Annotated in this window: 13 protein-coding genes; 6 read left to right on the forward strand and 7 right to left on the reverse strand. The window is 38.4% G+C overall.

Going from position 1 to position 13553, the window contains the following annotated elements:
* Nucleotides 1-52: 52 nt before the first annotated feature.
* The 7 genes from murD to mraZ form a co-directional block, all read right to left on the reverse strand.
* Nucleotides 53-1441 carry a UDP-N-acetylmuramoyl-L-alanine--D-glutamate ligase gene (murD, locus tag ACFSR8_RS11855; protein ID WP_380292290.1) on the reverse strand — a complete coding sequence of 463 codons (1389 nt, stop codon included), beginning with the start codon at nt 1439-1441 and terminating at the stop codon, nt 53-55.
* Nucleotides 1442-1469: 28 nt separating this feature from the next.
* On the reverse strand, nt 1470-2711 hold the full coding sequence (gene mraY / locus ACFSR8_RS11860; protein ID WP_186558164.1) for a phospho-N-acetylmuramoyl-pentapeptide-transferase: 1242 nt from the start codon (nt 2709-2711) through the stop codon (nt 1470-1472).
* A 76-nt stretch (nt 2712-2787) separates the two neighbouring features.
* Nucleotides 2788-4251 carry a UDP-N-acetylmuramoyl-L-alanyl-D-glutamate--2,6-diaminopimelate ligase gene (locus ACFSR8_RS11865; RefSeq protein WP_380292293.1) on the reverse strand — a complete coding sequence of 488 codons (1464 nt, stop codon included), beginning with the start codon at nt 4249-4251 and terminating at the stop codon, nt 2788-2790.
* Entirely contained in the window at nt 4248-6203 is a 1956-nt protein-coding gene (locus ACFSR8_RS11870; RefSeq protein ID WP_380292472.1) for a penicillin-binding protein, read from the reverse strand. The genes ACFSR8_RS11865 and ACFSR8_RS11870 overlap by 4 nt, the downstream gene beginning before the upstream one ends.
* 62 nt (nt 6204-6265) lie before the next feature.
* Nucleotides 6266-6583: an FtsL-like putative cell division protein gene (locus ACFSR8_RS11875; protein ID WP_380292295.1), complete on the reverse strand. Its 318-nt coding sequence runs from the start codon at nt 6581-6583 to the stop codon at nt 6266-6268.
* 3 nt (nt 6584-6586) lie between these two features.
* On the reverse strand, nt 6587-7480 hold the full coding sequence (gene rsmH / locus ACFSR8_RS11880; RefSeq protein WP_380292297.1) for a 16S rRNA (cytosine(1402)-N(4))-methyltransferase RsmH: 894 nt from the start codon (nt 7478-7480) through the stop codon (nt 6587-6589).
* Nucleotides 7470-7934, reverse strand: coding sequence for a division/cell wall cluster transcriptional repressor MraZ (mraZ, locus tag ACFSR8_RS11885; protein ID WP_380292299.1), 465 nt, complete (start codon nt 7932-7934; stop codon nt 7470-7472). The genes rsmH and mraZ overlap by 11 nt, the downstream gene beginning before the upstream one ends.
* Nucleotides 7935-8235: 301 nt before the next feature.
* On the opposite strand from mraZ, the gene ACFSR8_RS11890 reads away from it, so the two are divergent.
* From ACFSR8_RS11890 to dcm, 6 genes are all read left to right on the forward strand, one after another.
* A complete protein-coding gene (locus ACFSR8_RS11890) occupies nt 8236-9000 on the forward strand; it encodes an alpha/beta fold hydrolase (protein ID WP_380292301.1) in 765 nt (254 codons plus the stop codon).
* Between the two features lie 89 nt (nt 9001-9089).
* Nucleotides 9090-9686: a ribosome biogenesis GTP-binding protein YihA/YsxC gene (yihA, locus tag ACFSR8_RS11895; protein ID WP_380292303.1), complete on the forward strand. Its 597-nt coding sequence runs from the start codon at nt 9090-9092 to the stop codon at nt 9684-9686.
* A gap of 88 nt (nt 9687-9774) precedes the next feature.
* The gene (locus tag ACFSR8_RS11900) at nt 9775-10107 is read left to right on the forward strand and encodes a helix-turn-helix domain-containing protein (RefSeq protein ID WP_380292305.1); all 333 of its coding nucleotides are present in this window, start codon (nt 9775-9777) and stop codon (nt 10105-10107) included.
* Complete coding sequence (locus tag ACFSR8_RS11905; RefSeq protein ID WP_380292307.1) at nt 10100-11140, forward strand: DNA cytosine methyltransferase; 1041 nt, start codon at nt 10100-10102, stop codon at nt 11138-11140. The genes ACFSR8_RS11900 and ACFSR8_RS11905 overlap by 8 nt, the downstream gene beginning before the upstream one ends.
* On the forward strand, nt 11137-12576 hold the full coding sequence (locus ACFSR8_RS11910; RefSeq protein ID WP_380292309.1) for a protein NO VEIN domain-containing protein: 1440 nt from the start codon (nt 11137-11139) through the stop codon (nt 12574-12576). The genes ACFSR8_RS11905 and ACFSR8_RS11910 overlap by 4 nt, the downstream gene beginning before the upstream one ends.
* The gene (dcm, locus tag ACFSR8_RS11915) at nt 12546-13535 is read left to right on the forward strand and encodes a DNA cytosine methyltransferase (protein ID WP_380292311.1); all 990 of its coding nucleotides are present in this window, start codon (nt 12546-12548) and stop codon (nt 13533-13535) included. Before ACFSR8_RS11910 ends, dcm begins: the two co-directional genes overlap by 31 nt.
* Nucleotides 13536-13553 lie beyond the last annotated feature (18 nt).

Raw genomic sequence — 13553 nt, forward strand, 5'->3', positions numbered from 1 at the left:
TTAGAAAACCAAAATCCACCTTCCCTTAAAAAAGGGAAGGAGCTATTATATTTTATAAATTTCTTACCGCGTTTTTAAATTGACGCCCACGGTCTTCATAATTCTCAAACAAATCAAAACTCGCACAGGCAGGCGACAACAATACGCTATCCCCGGCATCTGCAACTTTATAAGCGATTTTCACCGCCTCGCTCATGTACTGGGTTTCTATGATAATATCTACCATATTGCCAAAAGTTTCCATTAACTTTTGGTTGTCCACCCCCAAACAAATGATGGCTTTTACCTTTTCGTTTACAAAAGGAAAAAGTTCACTATAATCGTTGCCTTTGTCCACGCCCCCAACAATCCAAACAGTAGGCGCATCCATGCTCTCCAAGGCATAGTAGGTAGCATTAACATTAGTGGCCTTTGAATCGTTGATATACTGCACTTTATTAATTTTCAGAACATGTTCAAGCCTGTGTTCCACACCCTGAAAGTTCTCTAAACTCTCGCGAATGGTCTGCTTTCTGATTTTCAACAAATGCGCAACCGTTGACGCGGCCATGGCATTTTTAATGTTGTGTTTTCCTTCTAAAGTTAAGTTTGTAGTTGGCATAATAATCTGATTATTATCAATAGTTATAATTAGTTTTTCGTTTTCGTAATAAGCCCCATTTTCAATTTTCCTTTCCAATGAAAATGGCAATAATGTGGATTGAACTGGGTGGCTTTTTAAATGATTCGTGATTACTTCATCATCCGCATCATAAATCAAATAATCGTCAGAGGTTTGATTCATCGCAATTCTGAATTTGGCCCGTATATAGTTTTCAAATTGATAGTCATATCTATCCAAATGGTCTGGCGTGATATTGGTGATAACTGCAATTTTTGGCTTAAAATCAATCACATCATCCAACTGAAAACTGCTGATTTCCAGCACATAGTTTTTATAATCTTCTTCCAAAACCTGCTTTGCAAAACTGTCGCCAATATTTCCCGCCAAACCAACGTTTAGCTCATCTTTTAAAAGGTGATGTGTCAGGGTTGCCGTGGTTGTTTTCCCATTGCTACCCGTAATACCTACAATAGTTGCTTTGGTGAATTCTGAAGCAAATTCAATCTCAGAAACCACCGGAATTCCTTTTTCCCTGATTTGTTTTACTAAGGGTACTTTATCTGGAATTCCCGGACTTTTCATCACCAAATCGGCATTTAGGATTTTAGCTTCAGTATGCTGTTGCTCCTCCCATTCAATCTCATTATGTATAAGAACTTTTTTGTAAGCTTCCTTTACCTTTCCCTTATCAGAAAGGAATACCTCATAGTCTTTTGCCTTTCCCAAAAGTGCAGTACCAACTCCACTTTCACCTCCACCCAAAACCACTAAGAGGCCTCCTCCAACTCCTCCAAAGGAGGAGGGTCGCTCACTCTTATGTAATTTTTCCTCCTTCATTTTTGAGATTCCTGTTTCCACAGGAATTTTATCTGATTTTCAGTGTTACTATTGAAATGATGGCCAATAGAATACCTATAATCCAAAAACGGGTAACAATCTTACTTTCGTGATAGCCCAATTTTTGGTAGTGATGGTGCAAGGGTGACATTTTAAAAATGCGGCGCCCCTCACCATATTTTTTCTTGGTGTATTTAAACCAGCTCACCTGCATCACTACCGATAAGTTTTCTGCAAGGAAAATGCCGCACATCAATGGAATTAACCACTCCTTTCGAACCGCGATGGCGATAACCGCAATAATCCCTCCAATAGTCAAACTCCCCGTATCCCCCATAAATACTTGAGCCGGAAAAGTGTTATACCACAAAAATCCAATCAAAGCCCCAACAAACGCAGCGATATAAATGGTAATTTCCTCCACTCTAGGGATATACATAATATTGAGATAATCGGAAAAAATGATATTACCGGACACCCAAGCAAAAATGCCCAAGGTCAGTACAATGATGGCAGAAGTTCCTGCAGCCAACCCATCAATGCCATCTGTAAGGTTGGCACCGTTGGACACCGCTGTGATGATAAAAATCGTTGCAATGATGAAAATAATCCAGGTATATTTTTTCAAATCTGGACTAATCCAAGTGATTAAATCGGCATAGTCAAATTCATTTGCTTTGAAAAATGGAATCGTAGTTTTAGTAGACTTCTCTTCGTCTTGAAATAATTTGGTTATTGGTAAATCCGGATTTTCGGCCAACAAAATTTCTTGCTGTGCCTCTGGCAGTTTTTCCTTCACGGTGACATCACTACTCACATAAAGAGTGATTCCGACGATAAGACCCAAACCTATTTGCCCTAAAACCTTAAAGCGTCCTTTTAGCCCCTCTTTATCGTTTTTAAATTTTTTGATATAGTCATCCAAAAAACCGATAACCCCCATCCAAAGCGTTGTTACAATGAGTAGAATGATATAAATGTTTTCCAATTTTGCCAACAACAAAACGGGAATAAGCGTTGCCAAAATGATGATGATACCACCCATCGTTGGTGTTCCTGCTTTTTCAGCCTGCCCTTCCAAGCCTAGGTCCCTAATGGTCTCGCCCATCTGTTTTTTCTGCAAAAATTTGATGATGCGCTTTCCGTAAATTGTAGAAATCAACAATGACAAAATCATAGCCAAGGCACCTCTAAAGGTTAAAAACCCAAAAAGAGTCGCCCCAGGAAACTGGAATTGCTTTTCTAAATATTCAAATAGGTAGTATAACATTAAACCTTAAGTTTTGTGACCCTTCGACTGCACTTCGACTGCGCTCAGTGTGACACGCTCAGGGTGACAGTTACATTTACTTTTGCAATTGTTTTAAAAATTCTTCTACGGTTTTATAATCATCAAAATCGAAACGTTGACCGTTGACTTCCTGATAGGTCTCATGGCCTTTGCCCGCAATCAAAATAATATCGTTTGCCTCCGCTAATTGGCAAGCTGTTTTAATAGCTTGTTTTCTATCCACTATGGACAAGGTCTTTTTAAAATTCTGAGGCTCAACGCCTTTTTCAATATCTTCAATAATTGTTTCGGGTTTCTCGCTTCGAGGATTGTCACTGGTAAAAATCACTTTAGTACTCAACTCTGAAGCGATATGTCCCATTTTGGGGCGTTTGGTTTTATCTCGATCACCCCCACAACCCACAACAGTAATCAAGGATTCATTTTTAGTGCGTATGCTATTAATGGTTTCCAACACATTCTTTAGGGCATCGGGCGTATGGGCGTAGTCCACAATAGCTGTAATTTTTTCATCTGAAATAAAATATTGAAACCGTCCGCTTACGCTTTGCAAATCACTTATTAACCTCAGTATTTCAACCTTTTCAAGCCCTAACAATTCCGCCGTGGCGTAAATTGCTAATACGTTGTAGGCATTGAAATTTCCTATAAGCCTTGTCCAAACCTCACTCCCATCAATGGACAACAATAGTCCGCTAAACTCATTTTCGAGAATCTGTGCTTTGTAATCTGCATATCCTTTAAGTGCGTAGGTGTACTTTTTGGCCACGGTATTTTGCAACATCACCAAACCGTTTTTATCATCACCATTTGATAAGGCAAATGCTTTTGGCGACAGGCCATCGAAAAAGGATTTCTTCACATCCCGATATTCTGCAAATGTTTTATGATAATCTAAGTGGTCGTGCGACAAATTCGTGAATACACCTCCCTCAAATCGTAAACCTTCCGCTCTACCTTGATGAATGCCATGGGAGCTCACTTCCATAAAGCAATACTCCACTCCAGCATCATTCATCAGCTTCAAATATTTGTTGATAGTAACGGAATCGGGCGTGGTATGCGTGGCCTTGTATTCGGTGTCACCCACCAAAATTTTTACAGTGGACAACAATCCTACTTTATAGCCCGCATTTTTGAATAGTTGATACAGCAAAGTTGTTATGGTAGTTTTTCCATTGGTACCCGTCACACCGACAAGCTTCAAATTATCAGATGGGGAATCGTAATAATTTGAAGCCATAATTGCCAGCGCTTTGTTTGAGTAGTCAACCTCTATATAAGTTACCCCATCAACTAAAGAAGTAGGTAAAGCCTCGCAAATAATCGCAATTGCGCCCTGTTTTATAGCGACATCTATATAATCGTGCCCATCGAAAACCGTGCCTCGTACAGCGACAAATGCATCATTTTCCTCCACCTTTCGGGAATCGAAATGAATGGCATTTATTGTAACGTTGGTGCCTCCGACAACGGCGTTTAAATTCACTTTATATAATATGTCCTTCAGAATGTTCACGAAATTTCTAAAACAACTTTTTGATTCTTTTTTACTTTTTGTCCTTTTGAAATGGACTGCTTTTTCACCATTCCCGCGCCTCTTAAATCCACTTTTAGCCCCATATTTTCCAGCAATGCAACCGCATCCATCGCAGGCAAGCCAACTACATTTGGCATTATGGTTTTATGCTTTTGCGCCAGTTGATAATAGTCCTCAAATTCTTCGATAACTGCACCGTGTTTAACTTCCATTGAATCCAGTTCGTCCACAATTGGAGTATCGATAAATATTTTTTGAGCAATGCTTTTGAATACGGGTCCCGAAACATCGGCACCATAATACCCGACCGTTTTATCCGGCTCATGAATGACGACGATACAGGAATATTTAGGGTCGTCCGCTGGAAAAAATCCCGCGAATGACGAGATGTAATTCAATTTCTCCTTATCGCGATAATCCTTTTGACAGGTGCCCGTCTTTCCAGCCATTGAAAAGTTTTTGGAGTACAGCCTATGGCCTGTACCATGCTTCTTTTCCACAACGTTCTTCAATAACTGCTTTACTTTTTTTACGGTTTCTTCTGAGCAGATTCTTTTATTGATGACTTCCTTTTTGAAAGGCACTATAGTTTTATCAAACTGCTTCACCTCTTTCAAAAATTGAGGTTTTACCATTTCGCCATTATTGGCAATCGCGTTATAAAAGGTCAAGTTTTGCAAAGGCGTAAAGGACACCCCGTAGCCGAAGGCCATCCAAGGCAAGGCAATACCGCTCCATCGTCCGTTTTTAATTCTTGGGTCTGGAATAATCGCTTTCCCTTCACCCTTGATGGGAAGTCCTAAACTATCGTGTAAATTCATAGCGTAAAGCCGATCCACAAACTTTGAAGGCTTGTCTTTGTAGGCGTCGTATATGGCACGAACAATTCCGGTGTTGGACGACAATTCAAAAGCTTCGGACACAGAAATTTTCCCATAACCCCTGCGATTTGAATCCCTAACGTGCTTACCATAAAATGTGATACGTCCATTTTCAGTATCCACCACATCGCTCGTATCGATCACCTTGTCTTCCAGACCTGCAGTAACGGCCATCAACTTAAAAGTAGAACCCGGTTCGTGCGACTCCCACACCGCGTAATTTCTTCGCTCGTAATACTTCCCTTCGGAATTTCTCCCCAAGTTAACTATTGCTTTCACCTCGCCAGTTTTGGTTTCCATTACTACTGCGCAACCGTGGTCGGCCTTGTAATATTCCAATTGTTTAAGCAAAGCATGGTGGGCAATATCCTGAATATTCACATCGATGGTGGTATAAACATCATAACCGTCTTCAGGCTCAATTTGATTATGCTCAATCAATTTCCATTCGCCTCCATAGATTTGTTGTTTGGTGCTTTTCCCGTCCGTTCCACGCAAATAAGGCACCCCGAAAGCCCCATCAATTCCGGGACGGGTTAGGTGACCCTGGCCGTCAATACGTTCATAACCGATAGTCCTTTGTGCAATACCCCCCATTGGATGTTCACGTTTGGCCTTTGGCTCCACAACTAATCCTCCGATGAATGGTTTTTCGCTGAGCAACGGAAAACTGGTTACCCTCAAATAATCCGAATAGCCCAAATTTTTGGCAATTAAAAATCCACGGTTTTTGTTAGCCCGTGCTTTTCGGAGTTTCTTTTGATAATAACCCGAAGAATGCTTACCGAAGAAATCGGAAAGCGAATCACACAAGGCCACCAAGTTGCCCTCAAACGTGCTCGCTTTTGGCGTCATTAAATCCAGGCGAATATTATATTTTGGAATCGTGGTTGCCAACAAATTTCCGTTAGCCGAATAAACATTCCCACGATTGGCTGGCACTACAAAGTCCTGAACAATGCGCTTGCTGGCTTTGGCACGGTATTTTTCGCCATGCACAAATTGGACGTTGGCCAACTTCACCATCACAGCTACACCCAAAATGAACATGCACCCCGCTACGAAGTACAATCTGTTTAGTATGTTTTTTTCGGTAACTGCCACTGCTAATCCTAGTCCTGACCTTTAATTATTATTTTTTTCGGTGGAATCACAGAGGACTCCAACCCTTTTTCTTTCATTTTTAATACTACCGCCGATTCCATTTTTAACCGCATCAGCTTTGAACGCCCCTCCACAAATTCGGAACGCATTTTTTTTACCTCATTTTCCAAATTTGCAATCTCATAAACCTTTTTATCTGCACTATGCGAACTGGCAATCATCACCACCGCCAACACCGAAATAAAAATGATGATTCGCCAGTTTTTAAACGAATCATCGCTGACTAAAAAGGTTCCTTTAAGTATGTTGAAAAACTTATCTTTCATCAATTACAACTTCTCGGCTATTCTTAATTTGGCACTTCGGGCCCGATTATTATTTTTGATTTCCTCTTGCGTTGGTAGAATTAAACCGCCCACTTTTTTCAACGGCACTTCAAAATTGCCGAATACATCGCGCTCCGGTTCCCCCTCAAACAATCCATTTCTAATAAAACGTTTTACCAACCTATCCTCCAATGAGTGGTACGAAATAAAACTCAACCTCCCACCTGACTTTAAAATCTCCGGTGTTTGCAACAAAAATTCTTTCAGTACTTCAATTTCCTGGTTCACTTCAATTCGAATCGCTTGATAAATCTGCGCCAATATTTTATTCTCGTGCCGAGGCGACAAAAACTTTTTCAAAACTGCTTTTAGCTGTGCGCTCGAAACTATTTCCTCATTTTGCCGATGCGCTACAATCAATCTGGCCATGGCCGGTGCTGCCCTCAATTCCCCATATTGCAAAAGCACTTGTTTCAACTGCTCCTCTTCGTATTCATTGATGACATGGTATGCCGATAGTTCATTTTGCTGGTTCATTCGCATGTCCAACTTCGCCTCAAATCGTGTTGAAAACCCCCGTTCAGCAACATCAAACTGGTGGGACGACACACCAAAATCAGCCAATACTCCATCCACTTCTTTTACACCGTGAAACCTCAAAAACCGTTTTACGTACCTGAAATTCTCATTAATCAACGTAAAACGCTCATCATCAATAGCATTACCCAATGCATCCTGATCCTGATCAAAAGCAAATAACCTTCCTTCATTTCCCAATCGGTTAAGAATTTCGCGGCTATGGCCTCCGCCTCCAAAGGTCACATCAACGTAAACTCCATCAGGCTTTATCGCCAAACCGTCCACAGTCTCTTTAAGAAGCACAGGATTATGATACATCGTCGTTATCTTGACCCATTACCTCTTCAGCTAAATCTGCAAAATCCATCGCCGCATCATCTATAGCCTTTTCGTACAAATCTTTATCCCAGATTTCAACAATATTTATCGATGGCGATAGCACGATATCTTTAGAAATATTGGCGATTCCCATTAAATCCCTAGGAATCAACAATCTTCCATTGCTGTCTACTTCCACAATTCTCGCACCCGCGCTAAACCGACGGATAAAATCGTTGTTCTTTTTCTTGAATCGGTTAAGCTTGTTCATCTTTTGCATTAGCAATTGCCACTCTGCCATAGGGTACAATTCTAGACATTGCTGAAACACGGACCGCCTCAATACAAAACCATCGTCAAGAATTGGCATCAACTGTTTTTTCATGCCAGCAGGTATCATCAAACGTCCTTTGACATCTACTTTACAACCGTATGTTCCTATTAATGAATGCAATGAGGCGACCCTAGATTTAGAACTTTAAGTTTCAAATATATCGAAAATTTACCACCATTTACCACATCCTACCACTTTTTGTTGATAAGTTTTCGACGAAGTGCGTCTTTTGCTTTAGATTTTATATAAATTGAATATGATGAATTCTGATTTTCAATAGGTTATAAAGTGGGATAAATGTTTGTTAACATGTGTTGACATGAATCGAAAATGCAAGTTTTGCCCATAACACATTAAACCCCTTGAAATTTGAATGATTTGCCTATATTTGTTTTATTAGGAAAAGGATGAACCGAAATACATGGGGGATAGCTTAAAGAAAGAAAAAAATTACAGTTATATCGAAGTTGGCGAAGGCACGCCAATTATTGTGTTGCATGGTTTAATGGGGGGCTTGAGTAATTTTGATTCCGTAAAGAACTATTTCAGTGCCAAGGGCTACAAGGTAGTTATTCCTGAACTGCCCATCTACACGATGACGTTGCTTAAAACCAACGTTAAAAACTTTGCGAAATACCTGCATGATTTTATTGAATTTAAAGGGTTTAAGGAAGTTATTCTGCTTGGGAATTCTCTAGGAGGCCATATTGGATTATACCACACCAAATTATATCCCAAAAAAGTTAAAGGCCTTATAATCACCGGAAGTTCAGGGCTTTATGAAAGTGCCATGGGCAGTGGCTATACTAAACGTAGCGATTACGAAGTAATTAAAAAGAAGGCCCAAGATGTATTTTACGACCCCAAAGTAGCTACCAAGGAAATTGTTGACGAAGTTTATAAATCTGTTAACGATCGCAACAAACTGGTAAAAACTTTGGCCATAGCCAAAAGCGCCATCCGACATAACATGGCAAAGGATTTACCAAAAATGCAAACCCCAACTTGCATTATTTGGGGCAAGAACGACAACGTTACCCCTCCAGAGGTTGCGGAGGAATTCCATGAGCTACTACCAGACTCCGAACTGTTTTGGATCGATAAATGTGGGCACGCGGCCATGATGGAACACCCCGACACCTTTAACGAATTAATGGATGCTTGGCTCACAAAGCGCGAGCTTTAAGCGTCAAATTCCAATCCCGTCCCGATAGTTATCGGGAGCTATCGGGACCGGTACTAAATAACAACTCCAAAGCTTAAAATTCCAAAATTATGGTGATAAAGTCTGCTGAATTTGTGGTAAGCAATTCCGATGTGGCAAAATGCCCAAAGAGCAGTCTGCCCGAATATGCCTTTATCGGGCGAAGTAATGTAGGAAAGTCGTCGCTTATCAATATGCTTACAGGACGCAAAAGCTTGGCCAAAACCTCTGGAAAACCCGGAAAAACGCAACTCATCAACCACTTTTTAATCAATAAAAATTGGCACTTGGTGGATTTGCCCGGTTACGGTTACGCCAAGGTATCCAAACGGGACAAAAAGACCTTTCAAAAGTTTATCACCCAATATTTTAGTCATCGGGAACAATTAGTGACAGCCTTTGTTTTAGTGGATATCCGCCACAAACCACAGCCCATTGATTTGGATTTTATGCAATGGTTGGGCGAAAATGGCATCCCGTTTTCTATCATCTTTACCAAAGCCGACAAGTTAAAACCCAAGGCCATTGAACGGCATGTTTCCGAATACCAAAACGTAATGCTTGAATTTTGGGAAGAAATGCCCAATTATTTTGTGACTTCTTCATCGAATGGGATGGGGAAGGATGATGTTTTGAGGTATGTTGAGGGGTTGAATGGAGAAATTTAAAAAAAAGAAACGACTTGACCTAAAAATCGCAAATTATTTTTAAATTTGCACAAAACAGATCAAATCATCTTTTGATCAAATCAATACTATGGCAAGTTTCGGACATTTCATAAAAACTGAAAGAGAAAAGCGAGAATGGACACAAACTGAATTCGGTGCGAAAATCGGAATTAATACAAGTGCCATTAGTCGAATTGAAAACGGAAGTCAAAAATTCAGTAAATCAAAGCTGAAAAAATTGGCTGAACTATTTAAAACCGACTTGCAGACCGTTACGGATTTATTCTTTGCTGACAAATTTGCAAGAGAAGCCTTTAAATATAAATGTTCAGACTCCATTTTTACAGTAGCAGAAGATACAGCCAATTATTTAAGAAATACTAATTCCAAACAAGGCACATTCAACTTTAAAAATGAGTAAAAAATATAACGTAATAGACCTATTCTGTGGTTGTGGAGGTCTTTCTCAAGGATTTATCGAAGCGAATTACAATGTAATTCTAGGAATAGACCATTGGAAAGATGCAATTGAAACTTTTAACTATAACCATAAAAATTCAAAAGGAATTGTTGCTGACTTGCTAAACCTAGACCCTCAAGAAATAAAGACAAAATATGATATTGAAAGTATCGATTTAATTATAGGCGGTCCACCCTGTCAAGGTTTTTCTATTGCTGGAAAAAGAATCATTGATGATGAGCGAAACCAACTTTACAAGTCCTTTCTTCGATTTGTAGATTATTTCAAACCCAAAGCATTTGTTATGGAAAATGTTCCTAACATACTTTCAATGGGCAATGGTGCTATCAAAAATCAAATTTTAAAAGACTTTGAAGATATCGGATATAAAATAACGTATAATAAACTATTAGCATCTGATTTTGCTGTACCGCAGAATAGAAGGAGAGCTTTTTTTGTTGGCTTAAAAGATAGCTTGGAGTTTGAATTTCCGAAACCAACAACAACTGATAATAAAATCACTTCTGAAGAAGCCATTTCCGACCTGCCAAAAAATAGTTTAGAAGATGGATGTCAATATCCCATTAATCCAAAAAGTGTTTTTCAAAGAGAAATGAGAAATGGGAATAAGGTAGTTTTCAATCATCAAATCACAAACCATAGTGAAAAAACGGTTGAAATTATTGCTATGGTTCCAGATGGAGGTAATTACAAAGACTTACCAAAAGAACTTCACGAAACAAGAAAAGTAAATATCGCTTGGACTAGACTTAATAGCAAAAAGCCGAGTTTTACCATAGATACTGGTCACAGACATCATTTTCATTATGAATTTAATCGTGTTCCTACAGTTAGGGAAAGTGCTAGAATTCAATCATTCCGAGACGAATTTATTTTTTGTGGTAGTAAAACAAGTCAATATAAGCAAGTAGGTAATGCAGTACCGCCATTATTAGCTAAAGAAATAGCTTTAAAAATCAAAAAATATTTATGAGTAAGCCTTTAAAATATAAAATCCCTGACGAATACCTCTTTAGGCTTCATCACGTTAGACCTCGCTTCAAAAATGATGTTGAAGAAGTCTTGCTTTATGTTGCGACTTCTATTTCGGAAATGCCAATATTGGACAAAGAAATATTTAGAGATGACTTAAATAAAGTTTTATTTAGCTTCAAGAAAAATGCCACATCTACTCAAAAAACTATTGATAATTGGAGAACTGAAATTTCAGCATTGTTTGGTTTTATTCAAGAATCTAATGGCAAACAATATCCTGGGTTATCTGCGAAGAGGTTAGCAAATAATCAATATTTGGATGAATTTTTTAATTACTTCTTGTTTAGCTTTCAATATCCAGGAGGACATATAAAATCTCAAAATGTAATTAAGCAAATTGAGGCTGGTGTACGATTCAAGCCTTGCCAATTCATCTTACAGCTTCTTATTGAAGGAGAAAAAATATTAGGCAAACCTTTTAGTTTCACCGCAGAAGAATTAACTCAATGTGCATATTTTGATTTAAGAGTTACCCGAGATGGCAAACACCCAAAAGAAGTTGCAGAACTAATACTGTCCAACAGAAATCAAAAGATAGAATACGAACACAAGTATGAGCAACTCAAAAACTCTAGAACTGGAACTTACCCATCCAGAGGTGATGTGTATCGCTATGCTGGAGATATTCTAGATTATATGGTGTTAGCAAACTTGTTACAGCATAAAGGTATTGGCTACTATTATTACCTGAATGATGAAAATAAAGAAGCTATCAATTTTCATTTGAGAAACTCGGTTTGGTTTAATGAGTATGACCAATTTTATGATAGAGACTCAATTACAAATCCTGAAATTGGTTCTCTCGAAGAATTATGGTTTGATTTTGTTAACAGCTTTGATGAAATAGAAGAATTTAAACCACAATTAGATTCTAATGAAGTTGAAAGCATTTCCGCTTTGATTCAAGAGTATTATTCTAGAATGAGTGGAGATACTAAAGTTCCAACCAAAATTTTTGGTGACTACGGAGAAACTTTAGTATTAGCTCACGAATACCTACGAACAAAAGAAGGTTCAAACAGACAACATTTGATAAATAAAATTCCAACGCCTTTAGGAGTTGGATATGATTTACAAAGCATTGAGATTGAGAAAAAGAAGAGATATATAGAGGTTAAAACTACAAAATCGAGAAAAGCCATCAATAGCAATCGATTTAAGCTGACCCCAAACGAATGGGATACAGCTGAAACACTAGGTGACAATTACTATGTATATTATTTGGTTATTAATGACTCTGGAAAAAACATATTTGTCATTAATAATCCTGTAAAGGAATATGAACGAGGCAACATAAAAGTTGATAAAAATTTAGTAGTAGAATTTTCAAAAGAATCTGGACAATGGCAAGAGTTAATGGAAATAAGAAATTAAAGGCTGTTTCATTTTTTTGTGGTTGTGGCGGAATGGATTTAGGTCTAGTTGGTAATTTCAGTTATCTTAATAAAAATTACCCTTCTCTGCCATTCGAGGTAGTATATGCTAACGACTTTGATAAATATGCTACAGAAATTTACAATGACAATTTTGAACATAAATGCATAACTAAAGACATCAAGGATGTTTCCATGTCTGAAATTCCCGAACACGATATTCTTTTGGGCGGTTTTCCCTGCCAGTCGTTTTCAATTAGTGCACAAAATCCACCAAGATTAGGTTATAAAGACGAAAGAGGAATGCTATTCTTTGAAATGGTCAAAATTCTTGAAAAAAAACAGCCTAGATTCTTTATTGCGGAAAATGTAAAAGGAATTATGTCGGCCAACAAAAAGAAAGCATTTCCAATGATAATCAAAGAGTTTGAAAAAGCTGGTTATCACGTAAAATATCAGCTTTTTAATGCGTCAGAATATGGTGTCCCACAAAAACGAGAACGAGTTTTCATAATTGGGTTCAAGAATTATGAGGACTTTGCCTATTTTAATTTTCCAAAACCTACGACTCTGAACGGTTCAAAAATTAAATTGAAAGAGGTAATAGATAAAAAAGCTAACGAGGATGAAAAATGGTTCTTCAGCCAACGAGCGGTAGATGGAATGATGCGAGTGAGAAAAAAAATGAATAAAGGAAGGGATCAAGATTTGGAGCAACCTTGCAATACGATTAGCTCACACTTAGCTAAAGTCAGCTTGAATAGCACCGATCCAGTTTTAAAAATTGATGGCAGATATCGAAGATTTACGCCACGAGAAGCTGCAAAAATTCAGTCTTTTCCTGATAATTTTAAAATTAATATTGTCTCGGATGCTAGACAATATCGTGCTATTGGAAATGCAGTCCCACCCGTTCTAATGTGGCACATAGCTAACTCCTTATGTTCTTTGGTGAAATGAAAAGGTAGTTTACTTTCA

The organism is Hyunsoonleella rubra (genome assembly GCF_042684665.1).
Classification (GTDB): Bacteria; Bacteroidota; Bacteroidia; order Flavobacteriales; family Flavobacteriaceae; genus Jejuia; species Jejuia rubra.

What these genes read in the sequence shown, in the direction of transcription:
- yihA (WP_380292303.1), top strand. Translation starts at nt 9,090, where the DNA reads ATGGTGATAAAGTCTGCTGAATTTGTGGTAAGCAATTCCGATGTGGCA.
- murD (WP_380292290.1), bottom strand. Translation starts at nt 1,441, where the DNA reads ATGAAGGAGGAAAAATTACATAAGAGTGAGCGACCCTCCTCCTTTGGA.
- ACFSR8_RS11910 (WP_380292309.1), top strand. Translation starts at nt 11,137, where the DNA reads ATGAGTAAGCCTTTAAAATATAAAATCCCTGACGAATACCTCTTTAGG.
- ACFSR8_RS11905 (WP_380292307.1), top strand. Translation starts at nt 10,100, where the DNA reads ATGAGTAAAAAATATAACGTAATAGACCTATTCTGTGGTTGTGGAGGT.
- mraY (WP_186558164.1), bottom strand. Translation starts at nt 2,711, where the DNA reads ATGTTATACTACCTATTTGAATATTTAGAAAAGCAATTCCAGTTTCCT.
- rsmH (WP_380292297.1), bottom strand. Translation starts at nt 7,480, where the DNA reads ATGTATCATAATCCTGTGCTTCTTAAAGAGACTGTGGACGGTTTGGCG.
- ACFSR8_RS11875 (WP_380292295.1), bottom strand. Translation starts at nt 6,583, where the DNA reads ATGAAAGATAAGTTTTTCAACATACTTAAAGGAACCTTTTTAGTCAGC.
- ACFSR8_RS11900 (WP_380292305.1), top strand. Translation starts at nt 9,775, where the DNA reads ATGGCAAGTTTCGGACATTTCATAAAAACTGAAAGAGAAAAGCGAGAA.
- ACFSR8_RS11890 (WP_380292301.1), top strand. Translation starts at nt 8,236, where the DNA reads ATGGGGGATAGCTTAAAGAAAGAAAAAAATTACAGTTATATCGAAGTT.
- ACFSR8_RS11870 (WP_380292472.1), bottom strand. Translation starts at nt 6,203, where the DNA reads ATGTTCATTTTGGGTGTAGCTGTGATGGTGAAGTTGGCCAACGTCCAA.
- dcm (WP_380292311.1), top strand. Translation starts at nt 12,546, where the DNA reads ATGGCAAGAGTTAATGGAAATAAGAAATTAAAGGCTGTTTCATTTTTT.